Origin of the sequence: Helicobacter suis HS1 (genome assembly GCF_026000295.1) — a bacterium.
Taxonomy (GTDB): Bacteria; Campylobacterota; Campylobacteria; order Campylobacterales; family Helicobacteraceae; genus Helicobacter; species Helicobacter suis.
Map to the genome: position 1 here is coordinate 34,637 of NZ_AP026769.1, position 15,437 is coordinate 50,073.

Annotated in this window: 17 protein-coding genes and 1 pseudogene; 11 read left to right on the forward strand and 7 right to left on the reverse strand. The window is 40.6% G+C overall.

Features of this window, described 5'->3' with window-relative positions; genetic code table 11:
- Positions 1 to 53 precede the first annotated feature (53 nt).
- The 5 genes and pseudogenes from OO773_RS00200 to OO773_RS00220 all read left to right on the forward strand — a co-directional run bounded on the left by OO773_RS00200 (position 54) and on the right by OO773_RS00220 (position 5,101).
- Complete coding sequence (locus OO773_RS00200) at positions 54 to 1,349, forward strand: hypothetical protein (protein ID WP_264828573.1); 1,296 nt, start codon at positions 54 to 56, stop codon at positions 1,347 to 1,349.
- Positions 1,346 to 2,677 carry a hypothetical protein gene (locus tag OO773_RS00205; protein WP_006564182.1) on the forward strand — a complete coding sequence of 444 codons (1,332 nt, stop codon included), beginning with the start codon at positions 1,346 to 1,348 and terminating at the stop codon, positions 2,675 to 2,677. Before OO773_RS00200 ends, OO773_RS00205 begins: the two co-directional genes overlap by 4 nt.
- A gap of 2 nt (positions 2,678 to 2,679) precedes the next feature.
- Positions 2,680 to 2,979 (forward strand): hypothetical protein, encoded by a 300-nt coding sequence (locus OO773_RS00210; RefSeq protein WP_034376662.1) that lies wholly within the window; start codon positions 2,680 to 2,682, stop codon positions 2,977 to 2,979.
- 237 nt (positions 2,980 to 3,216) lie between these two features.
- Positions 3,217 to 4,520, forward strand: a pseudogene (locus tag OO773_RS00215) (AAA family ATPase).
- Positions 4,521 to 4,522: 2 nt separating this feature from the next.
- Positions 4,523 to 5,101, forward strand: a complete 579-nt coding sequence (locus tag OO773_RS00220; protein ID WP_006564184.1) for a 4Fe-4S single cluster domain-containing protein — start codon at positions 4,523 to 4,525, stop codon at positions 5,099 to 5,101.
- 550 nt (positions 5,102 to 5,651) lie between these two features.
- Here the strand turns inward: OO773_RS00220 and flgK are convergent.
- From flgK to OO773_RS00235, 3 genes are all read right to left on the reverse strand, one after another.
- The gene (gene flgK, locus OO773_RS00225) at positions 5,652 to 7,514 is read right to left on the reverse strand and encodes a flagellar hook-associated protein FlgK (RefSeq protein ID WP_264828574.1); all 1,863 of its coding nucleotides are present in this window, start codon (positions 7,512 to 7,514) and stop codon (positions 5,652 to 5,654) included.
- An 11-nt stretch (positions 7,515 to 7,525) separates the two neighbouring features.
- Positions 7,526 to 7,954, reverse strand: a complete 429-nt coding sequence (locus tag OO773_RS00230) for a hypothetical protein (RefSeq protein WP_006564186.1) — start codon at positions 7,952 to 7,954, stop codon at positions 7,526 to 7,528.
- Between the two features lie 61 nt (positions 7,955 to 8,015).
- A complete protein-coding gene (locus OO773_RS00235) occupies positions 8,016 to 8,225 on the reverse strand; it encodes a flagellar biosynthesis anti-sigma factor FlgM (protein WP_006564187.1) in 210 nt (69 codons plus the stop codon).
- 85 nt (positions 8,226 to 8,310) lie between these two features.
- Between OO773_RS00235 and OO773_RS00240 the strand changes: the two genes are divergently transcribed.
- From OO773_RS00240 to OO773_RS00265, 6 genes are all read left to right on the forward strand, one after another.
- A complete protein-coding gene (locus OO773_RS00240; protein WP_141556974.1) occupies positions 8,311 to 8,529 on the forward strand; it encodes a hypothetical protein in 219 nt (72 codons plus the stop codon).
- Between the two features lie 68 nt (positions 8,530 to 8,597).
- The gene (locus tag OO773_RS00245; protein ID WP_231102880.1) at positions 8,598 to 9,746 is read left to right on the forward strand and encodes a peptidoglycan DD-metalloendopeptidase family protein; all 1,149 of its coding nucleotides are present in this window, start codon (positions 8,598 to 8,600) and stop codon (positions 9,744 to 9,746) included.
- Positions 9,747 to 10,346 (forward strand): NUDIX hydrolase, encoded by a 600-nt coding sequence (locus tag OO773_RS00250; RefSeq protein WP_006564189.1) that lies wholly within the window; start codon positions 9,747 to 9,749, stop codon positions 10,344 to 10,346. It abuts the gene before it with no gap.
- Between the two features lie 29 nt (positions 10,347 to 10,375).
- The gene (locus tag OO773_RS00255) at positions 10,376 to 11,419 is read left to right on the forward strand and encodes a plasminogen-binding N-terminal domain-containing protein (RefSeq protein WP_264828576.1); all 1,044 of its coding nucleotides are present in this window, start codon (positions 10,376 to 10,378) and stop codon (positions 11,417 to 11,419) included.
- A gap of 9 nt (positions 11,420 to 11,428) precedes the next feature.
- Positions 11,429 to 12,808: a glycolate oxidase subunit GlcD gene (glcD, locus tag OO773_RS00260; protein WP_006564191.1), complete on the forward strand. Its 1,380-nt coding sequence runs from the start codon at positions 11,429 to 11,431 to the stop codon at positions 12,806 to 12,808.
- On the forward strand, positions 12,805 to 13,278 hold the full coding sequence (locus OO773_RS00265; protein WP_006564192.1) for a methylated-DNA--[protein]-cysteine S-methyltransferase: 474 nt from the start codon (positions 12,805 to 12,807) through the stop codon (positions 13,276 to 13,278). The genes glcD and OO773_RS00265 overlap by 4 nt, the downstream gene beginning before the upstream one ends.
- Here OO773_RS00265 and OO773_RS00270 read toward each other — a convergent pair.
- The 4 genes from OO773_RS00270 to rpsD are packed head-to-tail and all read right to left on the reverse strand — an operon-like array spanning position 13,273 to position 15,433.
- Positions 13,273 to 13,437 (reverse strand): hypothetical protein, encoded by a 165-nt coding sequence (locus OO773_RS00270; protein ID WP_167531093.1) that lies wholly within the window; start codon positions 13,435 to 13,437, stop codon positions 13,273 to 13,275. The two genes, OO773_RS00265 and OO773_RS00270, sit on opposite strands and share 6 nt — an antisense overlap.
- Entirely contained in the window at positions 13,437 to 13,787 is a 351-nt protein-coding gene (rplQ, locus tag OO773_RS00275; protein WP_034376669.1) for a 50S ribosomal protein L17, read from the reverse strand. Before rplQ ends, OO773_RS00270 begins: the two co-directional genes overlap by 1 nt.
- Positions 13,787 to 14,797 (reverse strand): DNA-directed RNA polymerase subunit alpha, encoded by a 1,011-nt coding sequence (locus OO773_RS00280; RefSeq protein WP_034376670.1) that lies wholly within the window; start codon positions 14,795 to 14,797, stop codon positions 13,787 to 13,789. Before OO773_RS00280 ends, rplQ begins: the two co-directional genes overlap by 1 nt.
- A gap of 9 nt (positions 14,798 to 14,806) precedes the next feature.
- Positions 14,807 to 15,433: a 30S ribosomal protein S4 gene (gene rpsD / locus OO773_RS00285; RefSeq protein WP_006564195.1), complete on the reverse strand. Its 627-nt coding sequence runs from the start codon at positions 15,431 to 15,433 to the stop codon at positions 14,807 to 14,809.
- Positions 15,434 to 15,437: the final 4 nt, after the last annotated feature.

Consider the following 15,437-nt stretch of genomic DNA (forward strand, 5'->3'; position numbering starts at 1 on the left):
ATACAGATCCTAAAGATTTTGACGCATGGTTAGAACGGTTAGATAAGGAGGTGGTGTACCAAGAACTTGTGCGTTCTTTCTTACCTCCTAGAGATGAAAATGCGAAGAATCTAGATTTAAAATGGTCGGAGGTGGTGAGAACAGGCCAAATAGCCCTCCAAGTCCCATCATATGCTAAATTAGCCCTTATTTGGGGAGAATCTCCATATTCAGTATCAAAAAATATTCCCACTATCCATTACGATGCTTCTATACAAACCCCTTCTTTACAAGGCCAACATCTAAAACTCCCAGCCACTAACTCTAAAGATTCTGAGGGTAGTCTTTGCGTGTATGCAATCAAAGATAGAGAAAAAACCGAGCAGATTTTATATGCAAACATGCCCTATTACTACAACAATAGCCGTTATTACACCCCTCGTTATATCATCATGGCTAGAAACTGGGACTGGCAGGGCTTTTGGCTGGGTCTGTTGTGTGTTTATAATCTTGATGTCTATGTGTTTGCGGCACATTGCACTAGGCCTGAAATTAGTTTGCAAGAATGCATGGAGTTATGCGAAAAAATCAAGCAAACTTGGAAACAAGAGATGTGTACAAAAGCATGGCTAGAACACTTACCCCCACTTGATAATTCTGAAGATTTAAAAAGGGCTAGAAAATTAGTTGGTGAGGATATTGTTTTGACAAAACTTTCTAAGCATTTTGTAGAAAAACTCATTGAACAATCCATGCAAAAAGACCCTAACCAAGTATTTGCAAATATACAAGCTCCGGGCATTAAAAACTACCGCGCACTCCAACGCCTTTTAAAAGAGAGCAAAGTCTCTTTAGAGACACTCCAAAAGATAGAGCGAGGTATTAATGAGTTTAAAGAACTTTTGCAAAGCTGCTTTCACCAAAATTTTCAGGGCTTACTCCAGCAATTACAAGATTATAAAAATAAGATTGATCAAAATTTTAAAGAGCCCACCCAAGAAAAATACGCTTTATTGGATCTCGATCTTTTAAAACAGGTGCGAGTCAAAGAGATTAAAAATAAGACACAGGGGAGGGTATTACTAAGAGCTAGCATGCAAGAATTAGAATTACCACAAGGTGCACTCTCTTTACAAGAAGTCTCTCCTAGATCGTTCCTATTACAGCACATGTTTGGCAATAAAGACTATAGCAAGACAGATCAAATACTAGCCTGCGCGTATTATTATTGCCTAAATGATGTTGTGATTTATAGCAATAATGAAAATTTAACCTCTAACGCGCACCGATTTGGTTTAAAAGTGGAGGCGATTGAAAGCTCCACACACAAGAATAACAAACATAAAAACAAAAAGAAAGGAAAAAAATGAGCCACGAAACTGAAACAGAATACCGATTACGGATAGAAAGAGAAAGGGAATTAAGAGAGCAACAAAGAAGAGAAAATGAAAGGAGGGCAAGGGAGGCTATCTCTACTAACTTAAGGAGTTTTCAAAACACTCTTAATTCTCTTAAAAATCAAGACTTAGAAAAATATGCCACAGCAGAATTTGAAAATATCCAAAAACAAATGAGCCAGATTGAGGCTGAGTCTGGATACGATCTTTTTGGGACTGAACAGTCAAGCAAGCAATTAGCCTATCAGGTCAATGAATTACCTCAACTATGTAGAAAGCGCCAAGTTGAAGAGTTTGAAAGGAAACGCCGTGAGAAGGAAGCAAGAGATACTATTTCTGCTCATTTAAAGCGATTTCAAGACACGCTTGATTCTCTTAAAAATCAGGGTTTAGAACAATACGCCACAGCAGAATTTGAAAATATCCAAGGACAAATGAGCCAGATTGAGGACATGTCTAAAGACGATCCTCTTTTAGCTGAACGATTAAGCGCGCAGTTAACCAATCAGGTTAATAACCTACCCCAGTTATGCAAAAAACGCCAAGTTGAAAAGAAACGCCAAGAGGAAATAGAAAAAGAAGCACAAAGACGGGCACATTTGCAGGCTTTGGGTGTGGCATGGCAAGAGGCGTTACAATCTTGGCAAAATAAATCTGCTCGCAATCTAGCCCTAGAGGAACTCTCTAACTTGCATGCAAATATCTTTGAAAATCCACAAAATTACACGCTACAAGATCTTAAATCCCAAGTTTTAGCCCTAGAGGCTAAGTTTGTTGCTAGCATACAAGAGCAGCAGGCTAAAGAACAGCAAGAGCTAGAACAAACATACAAACAAGATTTATTAAAGCGCTACCCACAATTGCCCGAGCATGCAAAACTTCTGAATCTAGCAGATTTGCAAAAAGAGGTACAAGCTATAGAACAAGCTCAGGCTAAGCGTGCAGAAGATGAGGCCGTGCGTAAAGAAATGGTAAAAGCGGTCTATGCCTCTTTAAAACAGGCGGGGTTTGTGGTGCAAGAACCTAGCTTAGATAAAGAAAAAGACATCGTAATCGTACGCGCAAACCGCCCTAATGGCAACCAAGCTAATTTTAAGATTTCTTTAGATGGCGTACTCAATTATCGTTTTGATCACTATGAGGGCAAGACATGCAAGGCAGATATGGATAAGGTATTGCCTCAGCTTAGTCAAGTATATGGTGTGGATTTGTCTGAGGAAAGGGTTATTTGGGAAAATCCTGATGATTTAGACAAGGAAGCACGCCCCTTAAATCCAACTCAAAACCAAACTAGGGGTTAGGGATGCTAAATAATTGGCTAGAGGAATTTGGCACAAAGGCGCTAGTGTATTCTGGCTTAATTATAAGTGGGAACACTCTGGACTTGCAATTTTCAAGGCATGCTAAATTAATGCCCTTTAATAAGGTTTTAGAAGATGCTCTTTTACATTTGCACGAATGGAGTTCCTCACAGGGTTTTGTACATGTGGTGTTTTATAGCTTAGCTTTAGGCATACAAGGCATTGATTTAAAGACATGGGAGCAGATTAAAGGCACGCGCAGTCCTAGCGAGGAAGCATATGATATAGGGGATCAACAATAAAAACAAACTAACCCCACTGCAATAAAAGTACCTGAAGAAGAATTTTTTGAAGTGGTGGCTAAAACTTTAACTTCTGAAAAACAGAATCAGAAAATAGCCTTTGTGATAGATTGGTCAAACTATCTTTTTGGTCCTGCTAATGCATTAACTGCTCAGGAAAGAAGACTTTTACAAACTATAGGTACTTCTCTTAGAGACGCACAAAAGGCGCGGTCTCAACATCTTTTAGTGTTTATTATGCCCACGCAAAATGTGCTCCCCCCTTCGCTGTATCTAAACAACGCTGCTATTGCACAAGTCCCCATACCCTATCCTAGTGCTAAAGAAAGAGAAGAAGCCATTTTAGCTAACAAAACCGTGTTTAAAGTCCAGCAAGATTTAGAGCCAAATAGCGCTGATTTGGTTGAGTTTGGCGTACAAAGCGATGGATTAAGTTTAAAAGATATTCAAAATTTAGCCTATCTAAGTAGCCAGCAAAAGGAGATATTGAGTGTGCGGGCTTTAATTTCTCTGTATAAATTTGGGAAAAAAGACTCTCCTTGGGAAAAACTAGATCACAAACGCTTACAAGAGGTTAAAACTACTTTGCAAAAACGCCTTAAAGGACAAGATCATGCCATTGATGCGGTGGAGAAGATTTTAAAACGGGCTTATACGGGTTTATCTGGTTTGCAACATTCTAGCAAGGCAAAAAGCCCTAAGGGGGTTTTATTTTTAGTAGGGCCTACTGGGGTGGGGAAGACAGAATTAGCGCGCTCTTTAGCAGAATTTTTGTTTGGAGAAGAAGAGGCGTGTATTCGCTTTGACATGTCAGAATTTAACCACGAACATGCCGATCAACGCTTGTTGGGTGCGCCTCCGGGTATGTGGGTTTTGAAGAGGGAGGGCAGTTGACAAATGCTGTGCAAAAAAAGCCCTTTTGTTTGCTCTTATTTGATGAGATTGAAAAGGCACACCCTAGAATCTTAGATAAATTTTTACAAATCTTAGAAGATGGGAGACTAACAGATGGAAAGGGGCAGACTGTGCAGTTTGTAGATACCTTTATAGTTTTTACCTCTAATATTGGAGCGGCTGAAATAGCGGCCAAAATGGATATGGATATGAATAGCGATATGAATAGTAACATTCAAGAGGAATTTAAAAGAATGGTACAAAAGCATTTTGTTGAGGTGCTTAAACGCCCTGAATTATTAGGGCGCATTGGGGAGGCTAATATCATTCCTTTTAATTTTATCCAAGACACTGGTATTATCAAAGATATTATCCGCATTAAGCTCAATCCCTTAGTGGAGCACTCGAAAAAAAAATGGGGGATTAAGGAATTTAAATTTGCAGATCAAGATAAAGCATTAGATACTTTGTGTGGCTTTGTAAATATTAGACATGGAGGGAGGGGGGTTTTAAATATTTTGACTAAACATCTTATGGATCCTTTAGCAGAGTTTTTATTTATCCATGCCACAGATAAAAAGGCTTTAATGGGGCGCGTTATCCAAGTGGTACAAGCCGGCAAAGCTTTTGATTTTGATTTGCTTTAGCTATGGAATGGATCAACTTAGCCAATATGATAGATGCCACCCAAGCAGAAGGTCCGGGTTTACGCATAGCTCTTTGGGTACAGGGCTGCTTGAAGCGCTGCAAGGGGTGTTGTAATGCACATCTACTTCCTATTAAACCGGCTCGGTTAGTGTCTGTAAATGAACTTCAAGAACAAATCCAACACATCTATGCCTTGCATAAAGACCTTGAGGGCATTACTTTTTTAGGAGGTGAGCCTTTTTTACAAGCGGGCGCTTTAGCCCATATTGCAAGCTTTTGCCAACATTTAGGGTTATCTGTTATGGTGTTTTCAGGATACTTACTAGAGGAGCTACAAGATCAAAAGTTTAAAGGCAGTAGTGCTCTTTTAAAATCTACAGATGTCCTAGTAGACGGAGAATTTGAGAGTAGTAAAATTGAAACGCGCAGAAACTGGGTGGGTTCAACTAACCAGCGCTTCCATTATCTTAGCAATCGTTACAATTCCTCTATAGAAACTATGCCTTGTATAACTAATGAATGGCGTATTAGCTTGGACGGTAAGATTTTGGGAAATGGGCTACCTTTTATTTGGGATTGATTAAAAATGATTTTTATATCTCTAGCGTTATTGCCCTCAAAAAAGGGGTTAAGACCTAAAGCTCCGGTAATATTACTCCCATGATCTTTAATAGAGACAAAGAGCCCTTCAGAAGCGTTTTTTCTAAAAATCGCTCGTACACTAAAAATAGAGATTTTAAACATGTCCACCGGTGCTTATTATGCACTTTTCCGGAATGTTAAACTTTTGATACTCCTTTTTTGCCTAGCCCACAGCCTTAAGATCAAATTGATTTTCTTTGTTTTCCCTCATCTTACTCTTAGACTTATCTCTCTATCCTCACACTCTCTACCTATGCCTCTCCCATAAATGTTTTAGTTTCTTCCACCCCCCACAGGCACTCTAAAATCTGTTTTTGACATACTCCCCCGCGCGTTAAGTTTGCCGGATTGATTAGAATCATTAAAGCTTGGGCGCGCTGTTATAGCACAAAACCTTTAGCACATGCGCCTTAATCGTTTTAGCTAAGCTTGCGGGCTTTAGCGCGCAATGCAAAATTTTTCCAATCATGGAATTTATTCATTTCTTTTTAAGCTCTCTTGGATGCGATCGGTAATATTAACCACCTTAAAATCATCGCCCCTAAAATACACGTTTCAATCATGCGATCAATGGCAGTAATGACTTTAGCATTAGCCGCATAGCCACTTTGAAATTTAATAAGATTGACCATTTCCTCATCGCTACTCACTCCAGAAATAGCCTCTTGCTCTTTTTTAACCACATGCAACACCGCTTCTTTGCTATCTAGTGTATTTTTAGCATGCTCGGCTTCTGTGTGGATTTTGCCAACCACAAATTGATAGTACTCCTCTATAGTCATGGGTTTATCATTAAACTTATTTTGGTAAAAATCCACCTTGTCATACTGGAGTTGTTGCATCATATTGGCCACATCAAAGTTACCCTGAATAGGAGCTAGCCAAGGTCTTAAAGTGGTGGGTTCGCGTCTGTAAGCCTCGTTGATTTTTATATCTCTAGCGTTATTGCCCTCAAAAAAGGGGTTAAGACCTAAAGCTCCGGTAATATTACTCCCATGATCTTTAATAGAGACAAAGAGCCCTTCAGAAGCGTTTTTAGGCTGGATAGTAAATTGCTTAGTCTTGTTATCATAATGGGCGACAAAATAGTCATCAAAATCATTTGTGGTGTTGTTATCGTTGTTATCATCAGTATTTGCATTGATTTGCTCAATCACATCGTTCATGGTGGTAATGGGGGTGATCTGGATAGTTTTTTTAGCGATAATTTGCCCATCTGTGTTATAGGCGATGAGATCAAAACTACCCACTTTAATATTATGGTTGGTATCTTTCAAGGCTTCATCGCCTTCAAAATCCATAACTTTTCCCTCAATATTGTGCGCAGCACTCTGGGCGTAAATGGCATTTGTAGACTCAATTAGACCTTTAGCAAAAGTATCTAGCGTGTCTACATAAACCTGTAATTTGCCCTTAGTGGTGCCATGGGAGCCATCGTTATAAATCCCCATTAAAGCCCCCACTTTGCCCTCTTGGATGCGATCGGTAATATTAACCACCTTAAAATCATCGCCCCTAAAATACACCTGAGCTAGCCGGTTTTCGTTTTTATTTTCCTCCACCACTAAAGGATGAAAAATAGCCCCATCTACGATATTAAACCCATTAGCTACATTAAGCACATACCCATCGTCAAAATCTGCTACTTTAATATCATTCATAGAATTGGTTTGGATATGCTTTTTAAAAACACTCCCCCCGATGAGCTCTTTTAACTGGAATTCTAATTGATCGCGTTTATCTCTAAGCTCATTAGCTTGTTTGAGCATTTTTGGATCTTCCATTTCCTTTAAATGGCGGTTGATATTAGCAATTTCAGACCCTAAGCGGTTGACTTCTTTAATCGTGCTAACAAGCTCCGCGCTTGCCTTTTTTTGCAAAGCCACCACCCGCGCACGGGTATCGTGGATATTCTGGGTGAGGGTTTTGGTTTTTTGCACAAGTGCTTGTTTTTGGGCGGGTTCTTTGGCATTTTTGGCTAAATCTTTCCACGCGTTAAAATACTCCTCTAAATCTTTATGAATCCCTACCTCGTCCATATCTGGAAAATAAGAAGAAACCTCGCGCAAATTATCAAATTGGGTACTATAAAAGGCGTGTTCTTGGTTAGCGCGGGTGTATCTAGCAAAGACAAAATCATCGTGCACACGCTGGATACTTTGGACATTAACGCCCATGTTCATGTTGCGATTGGTATACATGAGCGTACTTTGGGGTGTGGCGATCACTCTTTGGCGGCTGTAGAAGGGATCGTTAGCGTTAGAAATGTTATTACCCGTTACATCTACCATGACTTGGTGGGCTTGTAAACCGGTATAAGAGGTGTTAAGCGAGGAAAGAATACCGCCCATAAAAAACTCCCTTAAGCCTGTACCTGTAAAAAACTACTCGCGATGGTTTGCTGGTTGTAATAACCCACACTTTCATGGGGCACGATTTGTTGCATTAAAGTGGAGTAAAACTCTGAAACGGCAAAGACAATGCGCGCATAATCTGCATTGATCTCTTTAAGTTCATTAAGGCATTGCCGCATTTGTTTTAAAAGTGCGCTCCCTTTTTCATCTAGCAACTCAGCTAAGGGTTTGCCCGGATGTTTTTGCATAAGCTTTAACATCTCTTGATCAAAGAGATTTTTGCAATTTTCAAAGGAGGCGATGCGCTCTTTCTTAGTGGCATTGCGCGCAAAAATGGCCTCGTGGTTAGCCTTATGAATATCCTCTAAGTCTTGGGTGGTGAGTTGGATAAGAGTTTGGAGATCCTCTAAAGATTGCTGGAGATAGTGATAAAGCATGTAAGACCCTTTGGCTAGATTTATCCAAAGCGCCTTAAACTTTTAAGCGCTTGGTATTTTCCTAGCCAAGCAAATTTTGTGCCACTTTATGGGCTGTTTTTTCCGTATCTACCTTGTAATTCCCCTCTTCAATTGCCTTTTTGATCTGTTCTGCTTTGTTGTTTTCATGTGCCTCTGATTTAGAAGCCTGTGCAGAAGAGGAGTCATGCACAACATTGCTTTTTAAGTGAGTGGGAGTGAAAGAGGGACTATTTCCTACAGACTTGACCATGAAAACCCTTTCTACAAAATTTCAACCCCAGATCGGCTAAACTTGAAAAATATTAAGCTAAAACACCAGCTACTGCATGTACATCATGCGTTTTATTAATTCTTTGCGCAACTCTTTAGTGGTTGTAGATGATTTTTTAAACCCTTCTGAAGCAGAAAAAGCGCAGTCAGAACCTCTAAACGCAAAAACCACCATCACCACCAAAACACAACAAAAGAGCGAAAAAACAAGAGTAGGGGTTAACCATACAGACAACCCAGACCTTTCTGCAGATTTTTCCATTGCATGCCTCCATAAGCTTTAAAAAAGTTATTGTATACTACAACCCGCTAGCTTGATTTAAAATAAAATTCAAAATAAGGAAGTGTTGTGGTGATTAGGGCAGTTTTAGCGTGGTTGTTTTGCACGGGCTTTATGATAGCAGCGGTAGGGGAGCGTTTAGTGTGGGAGGGGGGCATGACCTTGCTTGGTTTTTTAAATAAAAACCGTATAGATGCCAAAATCTACTACAACCTATCTTATCAAGATAAAGAATTGGGAACAGAAATTAGAGCCGGTACCCCCTATTACACACTTAGAGACGATCAAGGAAAGCTTTTACAAGTTTTAGTACCTGTGGGTGAGTCTGTACAGTTGCGTTTATTTAACGATCATGGCCAATACCGCTTAGATTTTATCCCCATTGTTGTCAATAGCGCACAAAAAGTTTTTTCTATGCGCCTACAACACTCCCCCTATCAGGATATTTTAAAAGCTACCGGTGATATTAAGTTAGCCCAAGAATTCATTGGGATTTATAAAAAAACGATCAATCTTAAGCGAGCCGTAATCAAGGGCGATCAACTTGCTATTGTCTACACCCGTAAATACCGCCTCAATAAGCCCTTTGGCTATCCTAGTATCAAAGCAGCCATGCTAGAAACACATAAGCGTAGCCACTATGTTTTCTCTTACAATGGCAAGTATTATGATACAGAAGGAAAGGAAGTGGTTGAGTTTTTATTAGAAACCCCCGTACACTACTCTCGTATTTCTTCACGATTTTCACTAGGGCGCATGCACCCCATTCTTAAACAAATCCGCCCTCATTATGGCGTGGATTATGCGGCTAAAAGAGGGAGTTTAATTAGAGCGGCTACAGATGGCTATGTGGTTTCTAAGGGCTATAGGGGCGGGTATGGCAATACGGTTGAGATCAAACATGGCAGTGATTTACGCCTAGTTTATGCCCATATGAGTGCTTTTGCAAAAGGGTTACACTTACATGCTTATGTAAGAAGGGGGCAGGTGATTGGCAAAGTAGGTAGCACAGGTCTTAGCACAGGTCCGCATTTACACTTTGGTGTGTATAAAAACGATCGCCCCATCGATCCACTTGGGCGTATCCGCACGGCTAAGAGTCAACTTAGCGGCCATAAAAAACAACTCTTTAGTCAAGCAATTAAACCTTATCAAACTCTCTTAGAGGATGCGATTTCCTTTGAATATGCCCAGAAAGAAACCGATGAAGTTGATTATTAAATGATTGCCTACGATCAAATCCAAGTTGTTGATTGCCCCCACTCCCCCTATTTTAAGCCAAAGCGGATTTTATACGAGGAAAATGGGGTGGCCAAAAGTTGGGACATGGTGCGCGTCCATGACAGTGTTTCTATTCTGCTCCATCATGTCCAAAAACAAAGCCTACTTTTAGTCAAACAATTTAGGCCTGCTGTTTTTGTTAACGCCTGTTTATACGCAGGGCAAAGTGTAGACGGTTATACCTACGAATTGTGTGCAGGATTAGTAGACAAGGCTAATAAAAGTTTAGAGCAAATTGCCTGTGAGGAGGTGTTTGAGGAGTGCGGGTATGCCATTGAACCCCAGATGCTACAAAAAATCGGGGTCTTTTATGCGGCTACTGGCATTAGCGGGAGTAAACAGACGATGTTTTTTGCTAGCATTGGAGAGAAACATTACAAACATCGGGGCGGAGGAATTGACACTGAGGAGATTGAATTAGTGTATTTGCCGCTAGAGGAATACAAGGCATTTATGGCAAATGAACAGATTTGTAAGAGTGTTGGGCTAGGGTATGCGCTCTTGTGGTTTGGGCAATATTTTAAGGATGAGCATGCTTAGGCTATAAAAAGCAATTAGCTAAAGAGCGCATGGAAACCAAAGCACAAACTTGGAGTGAACCCTTAAAAATTGATATTGATTCAGTAGACAAAATAAGAAAGATAGTGCGTTTTCAGGCTTATGATTTAAAAGTGGGGGAGAGTGGGTATATTTTAGCCAAACTGACAGATTATAGTGTCATCGTGGCTAATGTGGAGGTATTTTCAATCCAAGATGGAGTGGCTCTTGGTAAGTATGACCCTTTTAATGTCATGAAACAGCGCCACTTGCCAACCCCAAGAATGACGCCTAAACAGGGGAATTTGGCTATCTTTCGTGAATTTAATAACCAAGCCTTTTTGATCGCTCCAGATCTACACACATATGAAAAAGTTAAAGATAGCTATCCAGACATCAATTTTATTAGCTCAGATTTGCTCATGACTTTTTTGAATGGATTTGATCCCACGGTTAAGGTTGTGCGGAAGGCCTGTGATATTTACAGTGTGGGTTTGCTATTTGTGGTTAGCACCAATCGGCTAAGTATTCTTGATTGCCAGAGTTTTGCTATTTTAGAATCTAGCCTGCTAGATACCTCAAGGGTAGGCCGTACCTATACCCCTTTCTTTTCACGCGTAGAAGGCATTGATCGAGGCACCCTTGGTAAACTTTTTGCAGGAGGGAGAGCCACCCGTTATTTTGCCTATTACGATGCTTTATTGCGTAAACAATCAGAAAGAAGACTAGTTAAAGATGTTAAGATAGAGGATAAACGAGAGCTTAAAAAAGATATAAAGAATGCTAAAACCAGCCAAGAAAAAAAGACTTTAGAGAAAGAGTACAAAAAAGAGGTTAAAGAGGAAAAGCAATCCATTATGCCGGGTTTTTCTAAGAAGCAAGAACAAGAGGAAAGGTCTTTAGATACTACCAGCGCTAAAGAGAGAGCCAAAGAGTCTAAGGAGGCTAAGAAAGCCTATAAAAAGCAATTAGCTAAAGAGCGCATGGAAACCAAAGCTAAAAGAAAAGCAGAGAGGGAAGCCAGAAAAAAAGATAAAAAGAAATCTAAGCAAATCCGCAAGGAAGAGCAAGAATAGGAGGTTTACTTGTTAGAAGAAAGCCATGCCAAATATTTGAGTAATCTTGTGGGGGTGGATAATTTTTTCACCGATAAAGCCCACTTAAGCGCTTATGCCTACGATGCTACTAGAGAACATTATTTACCCGATGGAGTGATCTTTCCAAGAAATGAGCAAGATATTAGCCAGATTCTAGCCTACTGCAACCAGCACCGCATTATTATCGTGCCAAGAGGGGCAGGGAGCGGATTTACTGGGGGGTCTTTAAGCGTACGCGGGGGGTTAGTGCTAAGTGTAGAAAAGCACATGGATCAAATTTTAGAAATTGATCAAAAAAACTTGATAGCCCGCGTCCAACCCGGAGTGATCAATAAAGATTTTCAAAACGAGGTAGAAAAATACGGGCTTTTTTATCCACCCGATCCCGCTAGTCAAGATCAAAGCACCTTAGGGGGTAATGTGAGTGAAAATGCGGGGGGAATGCGTGCAGCTAAATATGGCATTACAAAGGATTATGTGATGGCTTTGCGGGCAGTTTTGCCTAGTGGGCAAATTATTCGCGCAGGCAAGAAAACAATTAAAGATGTGGCGGGTTTTAATGTGGCCGGGATTTTAATAGCTAGTGAGGGGTGTTTAGCTGTAATTAGTGAGATCACACTCAAACTTCTAGCCAAGCCCAAACTTAAACAATCGGCGATGGGGGTTTTTTCTAGCATAAAAGAGGCGATGGAGGCGGTGTATAAAACAATGGCTAGCGGGGTAGTACCTGTAGCTATGGAATTTTTAGATAATTTAAGCATTAGAGCTGTGGAGGAGCGTTTTAAAAAGGGTTTACCCATAGAGGCAGGCGCGATTCTTATCACCCAAGTAGATGGCAGTGTGAGCGAGCAAATTGCTTGGCAACTCCAAGAGATAGAAAAACATTTTAAAGCCAATGGTTGTACGGATTTTAAAACCGCACAAAACACTACAGAAGAAGAAGATCTGTGGTTTGCGCGCCGCAACGCTTCACAAAGTATTACCGTTTATGGGCGTAAAAAACTTAACGAAGATGTTACTGTGCCCCGTGCGAGTTTGCCTGCTTTATTAGAGGAGGTGGGGCGTATCAGTCAGGTTTATAACTTGCCCATTCCTTGTTTTGGGCATACTGGTGATGGCAATGTACATGTTAATATCATGCTAGAAAACCCAGAGGAGCAACTAGAAAAGGGGCAGAGGGCAATGGAGGAGATTTTTAAATGCGCGGTGGCTTTGGAGGGGACTTTAAGCGGAGAGCATGGCATTGGTCTTTCTAAGGCTAAATTTATGCCTCTAGCCTTTAGCCCTGAGGAAATGGGGCTTTTTAGAAGTATCAAGCAGGCTTTTGATCCTAATAACATTTTAAACCCCTTTAAGATGGGGCTATGAGTGTCTATTTTTTTAAGACCCCGTTAAGTTTTCCTATGCCTTACTTGCGGCTTTGTACCAATACAGGGGGGCTTTATAACCTAGAATTTACAAAGTCATGTTTGAAAAGCGATAAACCAGATAGCCGCATGCACGCTGTGATAGAGGCTTTAGAGGGTTATTTTGAAGGCTCTCTTAGGCGCTTCAATATTTCGCTGGTGCTTCAAGGTACTTCTTTTGAAAAACAAGTATGGCAAGCTTTAAAACAGATTCCCTATGGACAAACAATGAGTTATCAAGAAATAGCCAAAATTCTAGGCAAACCAAAAGCTTGCCGTGCTGTAGGTCAGGCTAATCATAAAAACCCCTGCCCTCTATTTATTCCCTGCCACCGCGTAGTACGCCAAAATGGAGATTTAGGAGGTTATGGGGGTGGGGTGGATATTAAGGCGTGGCTACTTGCACATGAAAAAAAGAATTGCGGATTATAAATTCATGTTGGGCAAAATAGTAGAGGTGTGGGCTATGAACATCACAAGCTCTACTAGCCAGATAAAGATAAAAATCCTAAAGGCGAGCTTTTCTAAGGTGGGTTTGAAGTATAAAATCCCTGCCACCCCAAGAGTAGCTAGAAAGCCCAAACATTCCATTATACAAAGGCAATCTTAGCCAAAGTACAGGCATCGCCTCTGCGGATAGCACTTCTATGGATACGGGTATAGCCCCCCTTGCGATCAGTGTATTTAGGCGCTACCTCGCTGACTAGTTTATGGGTGGCTTTTTTGTGCTGGAGGGAGGCAAAGACAAAGCGGTGGGCGTTAAAATCCCCTTTGCGAGCAGTACTTACAAGTTTTTCAATAAAAGATCGCAACTCTTTAGCTTTATAAATCCCTGTTTCAATCTGGCCATGTTCAATTAAAGAGATCGCTAGATTTTTAAGTAAAGCTTTTCTGTGGGCTGAACTTCGGCCTAATTTTCTAAATCTATTTTGGTGGCGCATTAACTTTCCTCGCTTTTTAATTTATCAATACGGGCTTTTAAAGAGGCTTTAAACCCTTCAGGGAGTTCTTGGCCTACGGGGTATTTGAGTTGCTCTAATTTTTCGGCGATCTCATCATAGGATTTTTTACCCAAATTTTTAATCCCTTTAAGTTCGTAAACATCCATGAGTACTAATTCGCCAATGTATTTGATCCCCACCTTATCTAGGCAATTTAAACAACGCGCACTTAGATCTAAATCCTCAACTTTTTTAATTAACTCTTTAATTTCAAGATTATTTTCCAAGTGGTAGGCATTTTTAGAATCACTCAAATTTGTACTAAAAATGTGCATTTGGGCATGCATGGTTTTAATGGCTTCTTGAAAGGCTTGTTTAGGATCAACCTGCCCATCGCTTTCAATCTCAAAGATCACCTTTTCAAAATTAGGGTTGCCATCTACTAGGATATTTTCAATATGATAAATCGCTTTTTTAATAGGGGTAAAGCACGCATCTAAAGGAATGTAATCGCTAGAGATAAACCCGCGGATACTCTCAGAGGGCACATAACCCATGCCTTTTTGTATGATCAAAGAAAACCCTAGTTGCCCATCTTCATTAATGGTCGCTAAATAAGTTTCTGTATCCACCACCTCTACTTCCTCTGTTGCTAAATCCTTGCCACTTAGCTTAGCTGGACCATTGAAAGAATAATGCACCACCAACTGATCTTCTGCATTTTCTAAATTTTTGGCCACTAGACGGATATTTTTAAGATTAGCAATAAAAAGCGCTACATCTTCGGCCATGCCCCGCACAGAGTCAAATTCATGCGCAACGCCCTCTATTTTAATCGCAATAGGGGCAAAACCCACCGAACTTTGTAATAACAAACGGCGCAAAGGATGGGCTAGAGTGATAGCATAGCCACTTTCAAAGGCAGAAACAGAGACGCGGATACCCCTATCGCCCAACCTCTCCACACGAATATCAGTAGGGACATGGGGCGCTGTTTTAATCACCTTCATAATCTCCCCCTATTTTGAATATAATTCTACAATCAGGCGCTCTTCAATAGGAATCACCACTTCCTCCCTTTGAGGATAACGGGTAAAAATCCCAAACCTTTTATCCTGATCCACATCAATCCACGCCACCATTCCTGTTTGCTTGCTAAGTTCTATAGAGCGCGCAATTTGAGGGTTTTCCTTGCTTTTTTCAATCAGCTCAATTTTTTGCCCATGCCTAATAAAGGCTGAGGGAATATCTAAGCGTTTGCCATCTACTAGGATATGCCCATGCGTAACTAACTGACGGGCAAAGCTTCGCGTACTGGCAAAACCCATGCGGTAAACCACATTATCTAATCTGCGCTCAAGTAGACAGATTAAATTTTCCCCCGTATTACCCTCCATTCGGTTTGCCTCTTTAAAGATGGATCTAAATTGTTTTTCAGAAATCCCATACATCGCCTTAGCTTTCTGTTTTTCACGCAGTTGCAAGCCATAATCAGAGATCTTCCCACGCCTTTGTCCATGCTGACCTGGTCCATACGATCGTTTATCTAGCGCGCTTTTACCACTCAAACGGCGTTCGCCCTTTAAAGCCAGAGAAACCCCAAAACGGCGTTCTAATTTTTCAACCGCAGATCGATACCTTGCCATTCTC

Coding starts and splice junctions, on each gene's coding strand:
- flgK (WP_264828574.1), bottom strand. CDS start 7,514: ATGGGCGGTATTCTTTCCTCGCTTAACACCTCTTATACCGGTTTACAA.
- OO773_RS00230 (WP_006564186.1), bottom strand. CDS start 7,954: ATGCTTTATCACTATCTCCAGCAATCTTTAGAGGATCTCCAAACTCTT.
- OO773_RS00255 (WP_264828576.1), top strand. CDS start 10,376: ATGGAAACCAAAGCACAAACTTGGAGTGAACCCTTAAAAATTGATATT.
- OO773_RS00270 (WP_167531093.1), bottom strand. CDS start 13,437: ATGGAATGTTTGGGCTTTCTAGCTACTCTTGGGGTGGCAGGGATTTTA.
- OO773_RS00220 (WP_006564184.1), top strand. CDS start 4,523: ATGGAATGGATCAACTTAGCCAATATGATAGATGCCACCCAAGCAGAA.
- OO773_RS00240 (WP_141556974.1), top strand. CDS start 8,311: ATGCGTTTTATTAATTCTTTGCGCAACTCTTTAGTGGTTGTAGATGAT.
- rplQ (WP_034376669.1), bottom strand. CDS start 13,787: ATGCGCCACCAAAATAGATTTAGAAAATTAGGCCGAAGTTCAGCCCAC.
- OO773_RS00250 (WP_006564189.1), top strand. CDS start 9,747: ATGATTGCCTACGATCAAATCCAAGTTGTTGATTGCCCCCACTCCCCC.
- OO773_RS00280 (WP_034376670.1), bottom strand. CDS start 14,797: ATGAAGGTGATTAAAACAGCGCCCCATGTCCCTACTGATATTCGTGTG.
- OO773_RS00210 (WP_034376662.1), top strand. CDS start 2,680: ATGCTAAATAATTGGCTAGAGGAATTTGGCACAAAGGCGCTAGTGTAT.
- OO773_RS00265 (WP_006564192.1), top strand. CDS start 12,805: ATGAGTGTCTATTTTTTTAAGACCCCGTTAAGTTTTCCTATGCCTTAC.
- rpsD (WP_006564195.1), bottom strand. CDS start 15,433: ATGGCAAGGTATCGATCTGCGGTTGAAAAATTAGAACGCCGTTTTGGG.
- OO773_RS00205 (WP_006564182.1), top strand. CDS start 1,346: ATGAGCCACGAAACTGAAACAGAATACCGATTACGGATAGAAAGAGAA.
- OO773_RS00235 (WP_006564187.1), bottom strand. CDS start 8,225: ATGGTCAAGTCTGTAGGAAATAGTCCCTCTTTCACTCCCACTCACTTA.